Here is a 15,938-nt window from a genome sequence, read left to right as displayed (position 1 = left end):
ATCCCGGCCGATGCCGCGACGGACGTGGCGCCCGGCCTGACTGACGTGCGGTGACCCCGCCGCACCGCAAGTCCGAGAAGAACGCCTCCAACTGGCACGAGAAGATTCACGAACGTTGGCTGGCCGGCCCAGATGCGCCCCGCAACACTTGATCAACCATCCAGCCAATCCCGCATCGAAACGGCTGCCGTGTCAGACATATTGGCCCGAACCTGAGTCAGCTTCGACAGTACGCGGCGGAGCGTTGCCTTTCGGCGATAATCTTCAAAATCACCCTGGCCCAATGCCACCCTAGCTACATCCTCCGGCCTGTCGGGCGTTGAAGCAGTGATGAAAAGTGCCACTATGGAATCAACCTCCGAAGCGGCATCCTCAACATCCCCCGAAAACTTAAGCAGGTAGTTCACACGAAACCTCACCACCCGCTCAAGCCATTCAAGGTCGTCGATAGAGGCATGGCGCCGTGCAGCATCCATGGCCAGTAGTGCGGCGTCGCGGTAGTCCCGACGCTCCGCACAGCTATCCGCCCGGAAACTGGCCGCGACGCCCACGTCAATAAGCCGCCGCCACTCGTTCCCGCCACGCTTATCGGCGCCCGGGGAATTCTCCGCCAGGCGGCGGAGATCGCCGGCACTCCTTCCCGAGAAGCCCATCGCTCACCCTCCTGCTGAGTTTTTCACTAAAAATCAAATCCGCTTTTATCTATCACCCTAATTCCATACTCTTCAAATATCCTTTGGGCGTAATCGAGGGATTTTTCATCCGGCTGGTAGTGGCCGCTGTAATTAGTGATTGCAGCCTCGTACCCCCCGCTGCCCTTCGCTATCTCTGCGGTGCCCGCCGCCCAAAGATAATCCTGGCTCTTGGAGACTCGCCCGGTAAGCACTGAGTGAAATATCTCTACGCCGCCCCAATCGACCGGTACGGCAACAAGAACCCCATCGAGACGGACGCCCCATTTCACCTCGCCGGCAGCGATATATTCGTCGAATCGCGGTGTTCCGGGAATGGCTGGTGCGACCCCCACTTCTTCGGCTTCGGACATGTCAAGCTCTTTCTTGTCATCATACTCAAGGTTGGCGAAAGGCCCGAAATCCACATCGCAGACGAGGCCGGCTCCGGATGTTCCGGCGCATGGAGCGTGCCGTACCCCGTCGGGTAGCGCGCCAGACAAGCCTGGGTCAACACCGCATTCCTGATAAGCGTCTTGCCCTTGGACGTTTGAGCACTCGCCAATGGTGTGAGGCTGAAACGGGTCGATCTGCCCGTTCTGGGGGTTGGCTTGCTCTTGCGCGTCGATGCGTCCTTGCTGCGACGCGTCGGTTCCCGAGCCGGTCTGCTGTGGTCCATTACCCGACCCGCTGGGACGGTTGTTGTTCGCCTTGTTCGCGGCATCTGTGGGCCCCGGGGGGCGCGGGATGTCGCAGCTGACACGGGAAGCGGCAAGGCCCCACAAAGTCTTTGCGGCTTTTATCGCCGTTGTGGCCTTTCGTGCGCGGCCAACGATGGTCAAGTTTAGGGCAATTTCGGCAGGACTGTCGCCAAAGGCGTATGTCAGGAATCCCTTGAATGACTTTCCATCACCGTTAATTTCTACGCCCCACCCGCGGCCGGACTGGTAGCCCCACCCGGAGAAAGCCCCACCCGAGTCGGGAACTACGCCCGCCGGGAGGTCCGGGAAGGGGGACCAAGCCCACGAGCTTCGTGTGTGCTGCCCGGAGACCGTGTGCGCCGGCTGCGGTTGAGGTTGCGGCCCAGGCCGAGGCCGCCACGGCCCTCGGCAGTCGACATCAACTGAGTTGTGCCCCGTTGGGTCCGCATTCGCCAGCGGGTCGTCGTTGGCGTAGGTGTACGGGTTGCCGTTGACCGACGGTGTCGGGTTTTGGGCGATGGTGTCGGCGCTGGTGAAGCTGCCGGTGGTGGTGAGGACTTGGCCGTAGGGGTCGTAGGCGGTGGAGCCGGTGAGGCCGGAGCCGTCGGCGGCGAAGGTGGCGAGGAGATCGCCGTGGGGGTTGGTGAGGGCCAGGGCCGAGTTGGTGCCGGTGGCGACGGCGGTGAGGTTGCCGGACGGCCCGCGGCTGTAGGTTTCGGGTCCGTCGCTGACGATGGCGGTGCTGGTGCCGGCGTAGGAGAAGGTGCGGCCGGGGGCGGTGGCCATGCGGCCGAGGGCGTCGTAGGTGTAGGTCGACGTTCCGGCGGTGGTGAGTTGGTCGAACGCGTCGTAGGTGGAGGTGCGTTGGACGTTGCCGGTGGTGCGCTGGGTCTGGGCGCCGCGGGCGTTGTAGGTGTAGGTGCTGGTGCCGGCCGAGGTCAGTTGGTTGCGTTCGTTGTAGGTGGCGGTGACGTTGCCGGCGCTGGTGCGGTTGCCCGCGTTGTCGTAGCCGTACGGGGTGTTCGTGGTCCCGTCGTTCGCCGAGGTGATGCGGCCCGCTTGGTCGTAGGTGTAGGTCTGCGTTCCGGCGCCGGCGAGGCCGTTGGTGGAGCGGACGGTGATGCGGCCGTCGAGGTCGCGGGTGTAGGTGCTTTGGGCTTGGACTGCGCCACCGGGTGCAGTGAGGGTGTCGGAGGCGAGTTGGTGGCGGTTGTCGTAGGTGAGGGCGCGTTGTGAGCCGGTGCCGTACTTGACCGAGGTGACTTGGCCGACGCCGTCGTAGCCGTAGGTGAGCGTGGTGCCGGTCTCGGGTTCGTAGGCGGTGGACAGTTGTCCGGCCGGGTCCCAGGTGAAGGTGGCGGTTCCGGCTTTGTCGGTGCGGGTCGCCAGGTCGGCGTCTGGGGTGTAGGTGAGGGCGGCATTGCCGCCTGGGCCGGTGGCGGTGAGGAGTTTCGCGCGGTCGTCGTAGGTGTAGGTGTTGGTGCCGCCGGGTGCGGACGCCGAGGTGAGGCGGCCGGTGAGGTCGTAGCCGAACGTGCGGTTCGTGGTGGCGGCTTCGGCGCCGGTGCCTGCTTGGGTAGTGAGGCGTCCGAGGTCGTCGTAGCCGGAGGTGATGGTGACTCCGCCGGGGCGGACCACCTTCACCGGACGGCTGTTCGCGTCATAGCTGGTGACCGTCGCCCGGTCACCGACCGAGGTGAAGCCGGTCACCGCGGGGACGGTGGTCGATTCGGGCAGGCCGAGGGTGTTGTAGCCGTAGTAGGTCGGGTTGCCGTTGCCGTCCGTGTAGCGGGTGTTGCGGCCGAGTGCGTCATACCCGAACGACGTGGTGATGGAACTGCCTGCGGTGACGGGCTCGACCTGGCCGGTCTTGTTGCCGAGCGCGTTGTAGGTGTAGGTCGACGTCGCGCCGCCGGGGTCGGTTGCGGAGGTCAGCTGACCGACCGGGTCGTAGCCGAACTTGGTGGTGGCCAGCACGGTTCCCGCGGGGTCGAGTTCGGAGGTCTCGGTGCGGTTGCCGGCCAGGTCGTATGTGGTGGTGGTGGCTGTGGAGTCCGGTGCGGTGACGCGCGAGACGCGGCCGATGCCGTCGTAGGCGGTCTTGACCGTGCGGCCTATGGGGTCGGTGGCCGTCGTGGGTTGCCCGGCCGCGTTGTACGTCCATGTCGACAGCGATCCGCCGGCGGTGCGCGTGGTCAGCACGTTCCCGGCGTCGTCGTAGCCGAACGACATCGTGTACGCCTGCGCTGTCGGCTGCCGCACGATCTGCGTCGCGGTGACCGGCCGCCCGAGGTCGTCGTACGTCTGCTCGGTCCGCGCGCCGGTCGGGTCGGTGGCCGACAGCCGCTCTCCTGCGGTGTCGTACGTGTACCGCCACGTCGGCGTCGTGGTCCCCAGCACGGGGAGCTGCGTGCGTGTCAGGTTGCCGAGTTGGTCGTAGGTGAGCTTCGTGACCTTCGTCCGCGGATCCGTCACCGATGTCGGCCGTCCGAGTTTGTCGTAGCCGGTGGACGTGGTCGGGGTGATGGGTGTGTTCGTCCCCGGCGCGGTGTATGCGGGTTCGGACACGGCGGTGCGCTCGCCGTCCGCGTTGTAGGTGAACGAGGTGATGTTGCCGACCGGGTTGTCGACGGCGGTCGCTTCGCCGAAGGTGTTGTAGCCGGTCAGCGTCATCGGGTGGACGTTCTGCGGAGCCCCTCCGCCGCTTTCCACGGCGATGGTCGGTGCGATGGCCTGTGTTTGCTGTCCGGCTTGGTCGTACACGAACTGGGTGGTGAAGTCCGCGGCCGGCGCCCCCGCAACGTTTCCACGCGGATCCGTTATGGCGGTGCGGAGGCCACGCTTGTCGTATGCGTATGTGGTGGTGAGTCGGGTCCCGGCCTGCGCTAGACCAGGGCTGGTCATTAGTGAGGTGACGTCGGCCGCGGTCAGGGGCCGGTCGAAGATCTCGACATCGGATATGCCGCCGTGGAACAGGTCGGTGTCGTTCTTTGCCTTGCCGATGGTGAGGCGGCCGGTAGCGGACCACGGGCTGGGGTTCGCCACGTCGGCTTGCAGGACGCCGTTGACGTAGAGCCGAAGGTGGTTGTTGGAGGCGTCGAAGACGCCGACGAGGTGCGTCCATACGCCGACCTGCGGTGGGGTCGTGCTCGTCGCCGCCGGCCACGTCTGTGGGTTGTTCGTGTTGTCGCCGGGCCAGATGAAGGCCCAGGCGTTCAACGACTTCGAGTACTGCAGGTAAAAGCCGCTGTAGCTGTTCGGGCCGTCCTGCGCCACGATCGTGTTGTACGAGGTGGTGTCCGTGAGCTTCGCCCACGCAGAGACGCTGAAGCTCTTCGTCGTGTTGACCACCGCGCTGGGTGTGGCGATGCCGCCGGTGCCGTTGAGCGCGACGCTGCCGCCGTGTTCGCTCGACCAATTTACGCCCGAGCTGAGCGTCGCGGCCTGCCGACCTGCGGAGTCTGTTGCGGTTACGCCGCTGGTCTCGTTGAGCTTCCACCAGCCGATGGGGCCGGGCGGGCCATACGGTCCGGTGCGGACGCTCTGCGACGTCACCTTCCCCATGGAGTCGTAGGTGAAGTCCGTCTGTTCCGCAATGCTGTCGCTCGTTCGGGCAACGGACGTGAGGCGGTCGGCGGCGTCGTAGGTGTAGTTGGTGATGCGGTCCAGGCCGCCGGGGTCGACTGTGGTTGACGTCGTGCGGCCCGCTGCGTCGAGGAGTGCCGTGGTCGTGGTTTTGCCGCCGCCGGTGACCTTGCGGACGGCTTGGCCGGCTGCGTCGTAGTACGTCTGCTCGAGTACGACGGTGCGCATCGAGCCGTCGGTGTTGTGGAAGGCGTCGAGGTCGATCTCGGCGAGGGTGTTGTCGTCGTTGTAGTAGTTGTGCTTGGTGCGCCCCATCGAGTCGGTGACCGTGGCGAGCCGCCCGGCAGGGTCGTACGCGCGGGACTCCAGCACCAACGCGGAGGCTGTCTGCGGGGAGACGGGGTCTCCGGTGTAGTTCGTCAGTGTCGTCGTGGCGAGTTGACCGGCGTCGGTGTAGGCGTATGCGTAGACCGCGTTGGTCGGGTCGGTTTTGGTCGCCGGGTGTCCGAAGGCGTCGTAGGTGTACTTGGTCAGCCGCAGCATCGGGTCCTTGATCGACGCGACCTGGTTGTGGCCGTTGTACGTCCGCGTCGTTACGCGTGCGATATCGCCGCCCGTGGTGTCGGACACGGTGATGGTGAGCGTATTGCCGTCGGAGTCGTATGTGTTCGTCGTCAGCGGCGTGTGCGTCGTGCCGGTGACCGCGTCGGTCGTCGCGGGCGCCTGCGTGGTGAGGACACGGCTTGCCTTGTCGTACGTGGTGGATGTGGTCACGCCTGCCGGGTAGGTGTCCGACTTCTGGGTGGCGGCTGTCCGGCGTCCGAGGTTGTCGTAGGTGTAGGTGGTCGTCAGGCCGTTCGGCGCGACGACCCGTGCCAGGTCGCCGTTTTTGTTGTACTTGTACGCGAATTCCTGGCCGGTCGCGTCGCGGGTCCAGGCCAGCAAGCCCTTGGGCGTTGTGCCCCCGTTTTCCGAGGTCTCGGTGCCAGTTGTGAACCCGGATCGTGCGGTACGGCCTCCGGGGAAGTCGGCGGTGGCCGGCACGGTCGTGCTGATCCGGTCGCCCCACTGCGAATACGTGTAGGTGGTCGCGTACGTGAGGTCGTTCGGCCCGGACGACCGGGCGTCCGAGGTGGTCAGCGGCAGGGAGTTGCGCACGTCTCCGTCGGGATACGTGCCGACGGCCGGGTAGGTCGCGTACGAGGTCTGGCAGTCGCCGGCTTGGCGGCAGGTCGTCGTCGAGACGGTGTTGCCGCGGGAGTCGCGTCCGGTGGTGACGGTGTGGCCGTTCGGGTCGGTGACGGTGATGAGGAAGCCGGCGGTCCTTGGGGGGCGGGTGGTCCCTGTTGCGGGTCAGAGCCGTCGATCTCCTGGGCAGCGCCTTCGCTGACTCTGGCGTGGACACCGCCGTGCTCGCGCAACGCCTTGATCGCCGTGCCGATGAAGCGTGCGCCCTCCTCGTCCAGGTTGAACTCCACATCGCATCGCTTGCCGTCAGCTGGGCGGCCGGTCCGCGAGGTGATGATGAGGTAGGGCACTGCGTTGGGCCGGCGCTGCGTTGTCGGTTGAGGGTCGAAGACCGCGACATCGTCGAACCAGAAGTCGACGTGTCCGGTAGACAACCGCGAGTCGAAGACGTCGTCGGGACCGGCTTCATACATCAGCAACCGGCGGTCGGTCATGTAGAACCGCACTGGTATCGACCGGTAGTCAGGCGGATACCACGTCCCGCGGCACGTCACCCACTGCACTTCCCCCTCAGCAAGGTCTGGCCGCGGTATCTCCCAAAGGGCCATCTCCGCTATCACTGCATCCCGTTGCTCCGGCGACGCAGACAACACAGACCCAAACCGCACATCCAGCGGTTCCACCGCACGCTCGGTCACATCGTGCACGGTGCCCACGCCCGCTCGGGATCGACGTCGGCCAAACAGGCCCACAGCACACCTCGGCTCTACGGGATCAGCTGATGACACCGAATTGGACCACGTAGCCAGCTCCCGCGGGAGCTCAAGTGCCCCAGGGAATACCGCTGGTGTCGAATACCGACACTCCCCCAGTCCGGGCGGCGGCGGTGCTGGCCGACGGCAGCGAACCGGGGCCGGTGTACCTGGACATCGGCAGCGGCACCCACGTGCCCCGCAGCAGCCACTGGAGCCTCTACACCGGCGAATCCCCGCGCCGCCCGCGCGCCGTCGCGGTCCGCGGGGCGTGCGCGTGCGGCTGGCGCTCGAACCGCACGCACCCGCTCGACCAGGACGACGCCGACCACACCACCGTCGGCGTCGAGGCCGGGCCCTACCGAGACTGGGCGGACCACCTCACCGCCGTCGAAGCCGCCGCCGCACCGATCCCCGAGCCTGTCGCCGCCACCCTCGCCGCCTTGGAGGAGCAGCTTGCGGCGCTGGAGCGCCTGGCGGACGACGTCGCCCGCCGAGCGCTCACCGCGATCGACATCGGCGACGACCCCGACGTCGGCGAGCACACCTGGGCCGCTCTGGCCATCGGCCTTGGTCTGACCGAGCCTGAGGCCCGGACCCGCCTGCTGCGCTGGATCCGCTGACCCGGCGCTGCGTGGCTCACGCCAGGTAGCGGGCGCCGGTGGCGAGGATGTCGTCGTAGAGAGCGGGCGGCGGGTCCGCCGCCTGGAGGTGCTCGGCTGCCAGGCGCATGTGCGTGTGGTTCTGGGCGACGGCCCACGCCCGGCCGCCGCACCGGTCGATCAGGTCGGCGACGGCGGCGACTTCCTCGTCCCCGGGCTCGCCGCGGCCGCCGTAGTAGGCGGCGAGGCGTTGGCTGTCAGGGTGCCCGGATGCGAGGGCGACCGTGACCATGGGTGTCATCTTGCGGCGGCGGATGTCGCCGCCGGGGGCGCGGCCTCGGTCGAGTGTGGGCCACAGGTCCGTCACGTCGTTGTGGTACTGCGCGGCCATGCCGAAGTGGAAGCCGTACCGGCCGACGGCCTCGACCTGCTCGCTGGTGGCGTCGGTGAACAGGACGGGCAGGCGGAACACGCCGCGCAGGCCTTCGGCGGTCTTGGCCTGGTTCACCGCGACGGCCTGTTCGAGGGATGTCCCGGTCTGGCCCTCCAGGCCGGTGTCGCACGCTTGGCCCGCGCACAGCCTGACCCAGCTGTCGCTCATCATCCGCAACGCCTGGTGGGTGCGGGGGTGGTCCTGCTCGCCCAGGACGGAGAAGGCCAGCCCGAGGAGGGCGTCGCCGGCCATGAGTGCGCAGTCGGTGCCGTAGGCCGCCCACAGGGCAGGCCGGCCGCGGCGCACCGGATCCCGGTCGAGGACGTCGTCGTGGATGATCGAGGTGTTCACCAGCAGGTCGCCGACGACGGTTGCGGCGAGGCCGCGTTCGGGGGGACCTCCGTCGACGCCCGCGCACAGCAGGGGAAGCACCAGGCCTCGGCGTCCCACTCCGCCGCGTTGGCCGGTGACCGGGCCGCCGTCCTTGCCGGCCCAGCCGTAGTGGTAGCGGACGGGGTCCAGAAGCGGCGCGGGCAGCCGCTCCACCACGCTCCTGACGGCCGGGTCGATGATCTTCCCGCCCGCGTCGAAGATCTCCTCGGCGGTGCGGCCACCGGTACGCAGGCCGGAAAGCACGCCGTGCTCCTCTCAGTCGGCGGCGCGTTGGACTGCGGCCGGCGCCGTCGGGGTCAGCGTGCGCGGACGCCGGTGACCTCCGTATCCGGGCATGCGGCGGCCTGGTCGGCGATGGCGGCTTGCTCGGCCGGGTCGACGGACAGGCGCCAGCGGGCTTTCACGGACACCCAGTCGGCCAGGTACTGGCAGTCGTAGGCCTTGTACGGGGGGAGCCATTCCCGCACGTCCTTGTCCGCCTTCGACCTGTTCGAAGCGGTGGACACCGCGATCAGGTGCCGGTCGTCGTCGAGGTCGTTCGCGTACAGCTCGCGCTCCTTCGCCGTCCACCCGCTCGCGCCGGGTGGCGGGGCGCGCTGTTCGGAGTGAGCGGTATTGCGGCGGGCTTAAGTCGCCTGTGGTGTGGTCACAACTTTAGACAACCTTCGGGTTGATCTTGCGGTGTGCACGTGTCGCCGAACTACCCTCCGCCAAAGTCATTGCGTGCCGGCACGTCAAATGGGGGAAGCTTGAGGATCTCGAAGCGTTTGACGATTTTCGCTGTTTCGTCGCTCCTTGCGTTTGTGGCCGCCGGAGCCCCGGTCAGGGCCGAAACAAATGAATCGCTGACTGTGGAGCAAGTGGCGGCCATGGCTCCGGAGGAGCAGGCGAAGGTGTTGAATCCCCTCCGGGTTGTCGCCGAGGCGGCGATCCAGGTCGGAAGAAACGTTTTCCCGGACATCTATACGTCGACAGCATTGGGGTCCGGATATCGGTCTGTTGATGTTTACATCACCGATCTTGGTCGGAGTGCAGCCTTCGAGCAGGCGCTCGAAAAATTCCGACCCGGGCTGGATATGGGAATCCTGAGATTTGTTCAGGCGAAAGCATCCGAGAAAGCTCAGGCTGCCGCCATTCAGGCACTCTACGATCAAGTCGGTCGGCCGTTTTCCATTTACAGCGCCGGCATCGCCGCCGATGGCGGTCTGCAGCTTTCGGTGGATGACGCAGCGACTGCCGAGCGGTATCTCTCTTCGGCTGAGGCGCGCAGCAGAATCTCAGGGATCGAGGTGGGTGTCCAAATCGATTCCGGCCGCCCGGTGAAGCAGACGAGCAGGGAGAATGACACGACGCCGTTCTGGGGCGGGGCGGCCCTCGGCCCGTCCCCCTCGGGTTCCCCGGGCGTCTCGCAATGTACTAGCGGGATACCGGCGGTAAGCACCTGGGACGGGCTCGAATGGCTGGTTACAGCCGCTCACTGCTATCCGCTCTTTTATTCGGTTTCCACGATGGGTGGAAACCCGATAGGCAACGTGACCTACGAGAACCAGCAGTTCGACGCTGCACTTATCGCGGCTCCAACCGGGAAGAGTGTCTGGGACTGCTGTGTGCCGGGAGTCGAGTATCGGCCGTTGAACGGACCCGCATCCAAGCCCCTCGGCGATTTGGTGTGCCAAATGGGGTACAACTCTCGGGTAGTCTGCGGCCTCTGGATTACCAACACCTACAAAACATATCCGCAGAACGGTACGACGGTCGTCGGGATCGGGGCCGTACAGCTTGACTTCCAAACGGCCGCCCGAGGTGGCGACAGCGGCGGCTCGGTGATTACCGTCAACGATCCGGACAGTCGTCAAATAAACGGCATCGTCTCCGGTATAGAATGGTGCTCCGGGTCTAGCAACTATTGTACGCTGATCTATATCGACGTCATGAATATCTTCAACACATTCGCATTGTCGCTGCACTGACGGCGAGCACACTTTCAGCCTGGAAGCGTGGCCAAAGGTGCTTCCGCGACCAGGACAGGCCGCGTGACGGTCCCGAACCCGGCGAACTCGGGTTCGGGACCGACGGTCGGCGTGGTCATCACTACCGCCAGCGTGTACTCGTCGGGGTGGGTCCAGACTTGTTGCCAGGTCGTCTTGCCGCACAACCACGACTGGGCCTTTACCTCGACCTGGATACGCCCTGATGGCTCGGGCAGCCAGACGGTGCCAGCAGGCTGCTTCACACGGATCAACCCGCCGACCGGCACTGGCCCGCCGACGACGACGCCGTTACGGAGGAGGACAACAGTGGGAGGGATCTCGGTGGGGCTGAGGCCCTGCACGTGAGGCTGATTGATGTCGAATCCGATCCACGGTGCGGCGTCCGTGTCCTTGCGGTGGGACGTCAGGGTGAGACTGAAGCCGTCGGCTTCGGTCACCGTTGCAAACGGAACCGGACGGTTGCAGGTGAAGAACCCTGGCTCTTGGCCCTCACCGGGCTCAGGGCGGCTCGCAGGAGCATCGGAATGTGACGTCGGCTCCGGAGTGCCCGCGACGGCGTCTGAGCCTCCGGTTGGAGCCGAAGCGCGTAGGGAGGCTGTCAGCAGTCCTGCGGCAAGCACGCTCGCGACTGCGGCCGATGCGGCGCGAGCGTTCCGGGCGCGGCGCGCCCGCGTCACCCGAGTGGTGACCTCGTCCTCGAATCCTTGCGGCAGCGACGACGCGCGCTCGGCTTCTGCGCCCAGCATCCGCTGAATCTCTTGCTCGGTCACGAAAGCGCTCCGTTCTGTTCGGGGCGTGCGATCAGCTCGGGGGAGGCGCCTTCGCTCGCATTCGCACCGGCGCCTTCGCGGTTCAGGGCGGCGAGCCGGCGGAGAGCATCGTGCAGCTGGCTTTTGACCGTGCCCTGACTACACCCGAGAGCATCGGCAATCCCCGCAACCGGCAGGTCTTCGAAGTACCGCAACACCACCGCAGCACGTTGCCGGGGAGGGAGACTCGACAGCATGTCGCGGATCCACATCCGGTCGCATGTCTCGTCTTCGGCGCTCTGGCTACAGACGCGGTCAAACGACGCAGCGACAGCGGGTTGAAGGCGGTCCCACCGTGTCGTGCGGCGCCCTTCGTCGATCACGAGGTTGACCAGTACCCGGCGTACGTATCGTTCCAGTTCGCCCAGGTCTCGCGGATGGCGTCGGGACAGCACGCGGACCATGGCTTCCTGAACCAAGTCGTCCGCGCGGTCGTCATCACCGCAGAGGAGGAACGCGTACCGCTTCAGCGAGGAGCCGCGAGCCTGGACTAGTTCCCGGACTATCCCCCCAATACCCGGCATCTGCCAAGCCTCCCGCCACGAGACCACACCTATGGACTCTCCTGTCAAAGTTCAACGAACCAGCGGGCAGGAACGTTGGGGCGTCAGCGGGTCCGGCTGTTCGAGACGTGTTCAACGACGTTCTTCCATCGCACCGCGCAGCGCTGCCGAGTCCGTGGTCTGGCCCGGCTACCGCGGGCCGGGCGTCTGGCCGCGGCGGGTCTGCAGGTAGGCGGCCCAGTCGGTGGAGGCGCGCTGGCGCCAGCGGTTGGCGGTGACGGGGTGCATGCCGAGCAGGTCGGCGAGTACGGCCGGCGGGAGGTCCTGGGCGAGGTGGACCAATGCGGTGGCGCGGGCAGGAAGGACCTTGATGCCGTGGGCCTTGAGGTCGCAGCGCAGGGTCGGCGCCGAGCGGTGTTCGCCGGGGTGGGTGCCCGGGAAGAGCCAGCGCTGCCCGGTCGGCGGCAAGGCCCAGCCGGTCCGTACGGCGGTGTTTGCGAGGGTGTTGAGCAGCACTCCGAGCATCGGCGGAACATGGATCGGGATCCGGTCGAGGATCAGTCGTGGTTCCGGCGCCTCGACAAGATGGTCGGTCGTGAGGGCGGCGATGCGGGTGAGGCGTTGTCCGAACAGCAGCACCACGGCGCCCGCGACGCGGACGGCGGTGGGTAGTTCGTCGTCGTGCAGGCACTGCTGGAGCAGTTCCCAGTGGCTGTGGTCGTCGAGCGGCGCGACGGGCTTCTTTGTGCGGACCGGGACGTCGAGACCACGGCTGCGGTCGTGGCGGTTGGTCCAGGTGAGGAAGTCCCGTAGTTCGTAGCGGGTGCTGGCGCCTTCGGTGAGCCATCGGTCGACGTGGTCCTGGGTGACCTGCTCCAGGAGCATGCCGTGCCGGCCGGTCCAGGACAAGAAGGCCGCGGCCGTGTCAATGCGGGTGTAGGCGGCTCGGGCGGCCTGGGCGGCGGTGGGCCCGCGGTCGGCGGCTCGGCGGCGCATGCGCGGCAGGACCGACCACCGCACCCATGGCCGCAGCAGCAGAGCGTGTTCGGGATGCCGGGCAAGCAGCCGGTCCAGATGGCGGGCGACGCGGGTGAGGTGTTCGTCGCGTGGAGGCAGGACGGCGGCGGTGACGAGGATCTTGCGCAGGTAGTCCACCGTCGCGGTCGGGGCGGTGCCGGTGGCGGTGTCCAGGTCGTCATGGCCGAGCGGTCTGCCCGTGGCCGCGAGGCGGCCGAGCAAGGGCGCCGACGCGGACAGTTGCAGCCAGGCCAGCACCGCGGCCGGGCGGTCGCTGGACGCCAGAGCCTCGCGCAGTGGCCGTAGTTCCGCGGCCGCTGCGGCGGGGAGCGGGTCAAAGAGGGCGGCGAGGCGGTCGTCGACCGCGCAGCGGTCGCACAGGCCGCGGACCCGGGTACGGCGGGTGTCCCCGCAGCGGCGACAGCGATAGGGGTCGCGGTGCCCCGCGCATTCCGCGCACGTGCGGCGGTGGTCGAGGACAGCGATCAGCGCCCGAACCGTGCCGCAGCCGGGGCACGGTCCGGGGTTGCTGCGGGTGCCGCGATAGCAGGGTTTGCAGACTGGCCCGAGCGGCCAGCGCGCGCAGCACGTGGCCCGGGTGCCGCACAGCGCGCACACGACCAGGGGCCGAGGGCGGCATGTGTGGCACGGGTCCAGGTCCGCGGGTTTGCCGCACTGCGTGCAGGTGCGGTGGGCGGCGGTGGCGCGGGCGCGGCACCGCCGGCAGGTCGTCCCGTCGGGCCTGGGGCGGGTCTCGCCGCAGGCGCCGCAGATTCCCGGATTCCGGTGGGCGGCGAGGGTTCCCTCGCAGCCGCGGCACACCCGGCCCTGCGTCGTGGCGTGCTTCAGAGGGCGGGTGCGGCCGCACCGCGGGCAGTCCGGGACGCGGACGCCGGCGACGCCGGTGTCGTGCAGGTGTCGGATCAGGCGCTGAACGGCCGGTGGGGCCAGCGGCGAGCCGGTGACCAGGGCGTCGGGGTGCCGGCTGAGGTGGCCGCGGATGACCGTACGCGTCATCGGCGCCATTCCGGCGACCAGGCCGTCCGCAGTGTCCGGGGTCAGGTCGGGCACGAACGCGCGGATCGCGTCGGCGAGTCGCCGCCACGCGGCACGGCCGTCCGAGGGGGTCACAGGCCGCCGGGCCTGCGGACGCGGGTGCGGCGGGTGGGCGGTGCGGTGGCCGGGCCGGTGTCGCCGGTCGCGGTGGGCTTGGCGACCTGGGCGCGGACCTCGATGACTTCGATCAGGTCCCCGGGCGTGCACGAAAGGATCGCGCACAGCGCGGCGAGGGTGTCCATGGACAGACGCTGCGGGGGCTGGGTGACCAGCCGGAAGACCTGCTCGCGCGACAGGTGGACGCCGTGCTCGGCCAGCAGCGGGACCAGGTCGGTGGTCTGGAACAACTCGCGTTCGGCCATCAGCCGACGAAGATGCCACCGGTAGCCCATCGTCTTCGTCATCGCTCACCCCTCGGTCGGCCGGCCGGATTGTCGCGGTCGGGTGCGGCACGTTCCCCGGGTGGTCGGGCGCGGCGGGCAAGGGAATCTTCGAGCAGGCGGTTGCGGAACTCGTCGGAAACCCAGGTGTACAAGGCGGTGGTCGATCCCCAACGGTGTCCGACCTGCTCTTGGACGAACCGCTCGGGATAGCCGAACTCGACCAGGTGCGTGACGTAGGAGTGCCGCAGCGCATGCAGTTCGAGCACCTCGGGAAGGCCAGCGCGCTCCCGTAGGGACGCGAAGACCTCGTCCAGGCGCCGCAGCGAGATCCGCCCACACCGCTCGGTCACCCACAGCGCCGGATGCGCGCCCGGCTCCAGCTGCGGACGGGCGTCGTCGACCCACGCGGCCAGCAGCGGCACGATCCAGTCCATGTCCGGCACCGTCAGGACCGTGCGGCGCTTCGGCGGGCTGCCGCGCGACGCCTTGCCGAACCGGACCTCCAACGCACCGAACCGGCCGTAGTCCGCCGCCCTCGGGTTGTGCCGCAGGTCGGACAGGTCCAGCATCGCCGCCTCGCGGCGCCGCAGCCCGTAGGCGTAGACCGTCTTGATCAGCAGCGCGTCCCGCCACGCGGTCAACGTGCCCTTCCGCCCCGACGCACGGACTTCCTCGGTCCGGTCGTCCGCCGCGTCGAACAACGCCTGCAACTCGTCGTAGGTCAACGCCCGTCGGCCCGGCCGCCCCTCGTACGCGGCGACGTGCGCCGCGGTGTTCCACGGGTGGCACACCTGGACCGGCACCTCGCCGAACTCTTCCAGGCACGCACTCGCCCACCCGTACCGGGCATCGGCGACGAACGCGCAGAACACCTGCAGGTCGCCCTGCTGCCCGCGGACCGTCGAATGCGCCAGCGGCCGATCCCCCGACACCGCCGACGCGAAGTACGCCTCCACGTCCTCCGGCGTCCACTGCCACGGCCACGTCCCGCAATACGCAGCGAAACGACGCACCAACCCCAGCCGTTCGCGGATCGTCTTTAGTCCCAGGCACCGGCTTCGCTGCTGCCGCGCCCACCCTTCGAGCATGGCGTCGAACATCGCCGCCGCAGGATCCAGCGCCACCACATTCGGCACACGGACCAACGCCGCCGCCCCTGGCGCACCGTCGTCCACCCCATGCCTCCTCGCGTTGCATCCAACGCAACTTTGAGGCGTCCACTCCGGCCGCGCAGGCCTTCTGCACCTCGTCACCCATTCGAGTGCACGGCCGCGTCCCGGCGGCGGCATTCCCACCACGAAGGGGTGAAGCAGCCTGCGACCACCTCGACTTCGCGCGGTACCGGACGGTACGACTACGGGTCCAACGAATCGTATGGATAGGGAGTCGCATGCGTCCGTCAACGCGCTGCTGGTCCGCTGCCGCCGCGGCCGCTCTGTCCGCCGTCGTGTGCACCGCGCCGGCGTCCGCCGCGGCGCAGCGCGAACACCGCGCTGCAGGCGAGGCATTCGCCTTCACTCTGCACGGGGCGGCGCAGTGGCTGCCCGTCGCCGAAGAGGACCGCACCGGGTACGAACGCACGAAGTTCCGCCACTGGGTGGACGCGGACAAGAACGGCTGCAACACCCGCAAAGAGGTTTTGCTCTCCGAGGCCGTGGACGCGCCCGAGGTCGGCTCGGGGTGCACGCTGACGGGCGGCCGCTGGTACTCCGCCTACGACGACCGCACCCTCGACAGCGCGACCGCGCTCGATGTGGATCACCTGGTATCTGCACCTGCGACGCCATGACTTCGTCATCAAGCAGCTCACGGCGTCAGCGGCATGCCGCTGACGCTTCTTCATGTGTGGCGATC

The 15,938-nt window shown here is 67.9% G+C and carries 11 protein-coding genes and 1 pseudogene; 3 read left to right on the top strand and 9 right to left on the bottom strand.

Annotation, left to right across the window (positions count from 1 at the left end):
• Positions 1-152: 152 nt before the first annotated feature.
• Positions 153-653 carry a hypothetical protein gene (locus ABEA93_RS36465; protein ID WP_345680240.1) on the bottom strand — a complete coding sequence of 167 codons (501 nt, stop codon included), beginning with the start codon at positions 651-653 and terminating at the stop codon, positions 153-155.
• A gap of 26 nt (positions 654-679) precedes the next feature.
• On the bottom strand, positions 680-6,115 hold the full coding sequence (locus tag ABEA93_RS36460) for a LamG-like jellyroll fold domain-containing protein (protein WP_345680239.1): 5,436 nt from the start codon (positions 6,113-6,115) through the stop codon (positions 680-682).
• Positions 6,116-6,992: 877 nt separating this feature from the next.
• Here ABEA93_RS36460 and ABEA93_RS36455 point away from each other — a divergent pair.
• Entirely contained in the window at positions 6,993-7,520 is a 528-nt protein-coding gene (locus ABEA93_RS36455) for a hypothetical protein (RefSeq protein ID WP_345680238.1), read from the top strand.
• Positions 7,521-7,536: 16 nt separating this feature from the next.
• On the opposite strand, the gene ABEA93_RS36450 is transcribed toward ABEA93_RS36455, so the two are convergent.
• Positions 7,537-8,568, bottom strand: a complete 1,032-nt coding sequence (locus ABEA93_RS36450) for a polyprenyl synthetase family protein (protein WP_345680237.1) — start codon at positions 8,566-8,568, stop codon at positions 7,537-7,539.
• 53 nt (positions 8,569-8,621) lie between these two features.
• Positions 8,622-8,909 (bottom strand): annotated as a pseudogene (locus tag ABEA93_RS36445) (GmrSD restriction endonuclease domain-containing protein); the annotation flags it as partial.
• Between the two features lie 183 nt (positions 8,910-9,092).
• Here ABEA93_RS36445 and ABEA93_RS36440 point away from each other — a divergent pair.
• Positions 9,093-10,295 carry a chymotrypsin family serine protease gene (locus tag ABEA93_RS36440; RefSeq protein WP_345680236.1) on the top strand — a complete coding sequence of 401 codons (1,203 nt, stop codon included), beginning with the start codon at positions 9,093-9,095 and terminating at the stop codon, positions 10,293-10,295.
• Between the two features lie 14 nt (positions 10,296-10,309).
• On the opposite strand, the gene ABEA93_RS36435 is transcribed toward ABEA93_RS36440, so the two are convergent.
• The 5 genes from ABEA93_RS36435 to ABEA93_RS36415 form a co-directional block, all read right to left on the bottom strand.
• On the bottom strand, positions 10,310-11,086 hold the full coding sequence (locus ABEA93_RS36435; RefSeq protein ID WP_345680235.1) for a hypothetical protein: 777 nt from the start codon (positions 11,084-11,086) through the stop codon (positions 10,310-10,312).
• Positions 11,083-11,649 (bottom strand): RNA polymerase sigma factor, encoded by a 567-nt coding sequence (locus ABEA93_RS36430; RefSeq protein ID WP_345680234.1) that lies wholly within the window; start codon positions 11,647-11,649, stop codon positions 11,083-11,085. The genes ABEA93_RS36435 and ABEA93_RS36430 overlap by 4 nt, the downstream gene beginning before the upstream one ends.
• A gap of 168 nt (positions 11,650-11,817) precedes the next feature.
• Complete coding sequence (locus ABEA93_RS36425; protein WP_345680233.1) at positions 11,818-13,776, bottom strand: hypothetical protein; 1,959 nt, start codon at positions 13,774-13,776, stop codon at positions 11,818-11,820.
• A complete protein-coding gene (locus tag ABEA93_RS36420; RefSeq protein ID WP_345680232.1) occupies positions 13,773-14,105 on the bottom strand; it encodes a helix-turn-helix domain-containing protein in 333 nt (110 codons plus the stop codon). Before ABEA93_RS36420 ends, ABEA93_RS36425 begins: the two co-directional genes overlap by 4 nt.
• On the bottom strand, positions 14,102-15,259 hold the full coding sequence (locus tag ABEA93_RS36415; RefSeq protein ID WP_345680231.1) for a tyrosine-type recombinase/integrase: 1,158 nt from the start codon (positions 15,257-15,259) through the stop codon (positions 14,102-14,104). The genes ABEA93_RS36420 and ABEA93_RS36415 overlap by 4 nt, the downstream gene beginning before the upstream one ends.
• A 215-nt stretch (positions 15,260-15,474) precedes the next feature.
• Between ABEA93_RS36415 and ABEA93_RS36410 the strand changes: the two genes are divergently transcribed.
• Positions 15,475-15,873 (top strand): hypothetical protein, encoded by a 399-nt coding sequence (locus tag ABEA93_RS36410; protein WP_345680230.1) that lies wholly within the window; start codon positions 15,475-15,477, stop codon positions 15,871-15,873.
• The last annotated feature ends 65 nt before the right edge of the window (positions 15,874-15,938 follow it).

The sequence above is a fragment of the Yinghuangia aomiensis genome, assembly GCF_039542225.1.
Taxonomy (GTDB): domain Bacteria; phylum Actinomycetota; class Actinomycetes; order Streptomycetales; family Streptomycetaceae; genus Yinghuangia; species Yinghuangia aomiensis.
Note: the sequence above shows the minus strand (reverse complement) of the source record. Positions and strands in the feature narration are given on the sequence as shown.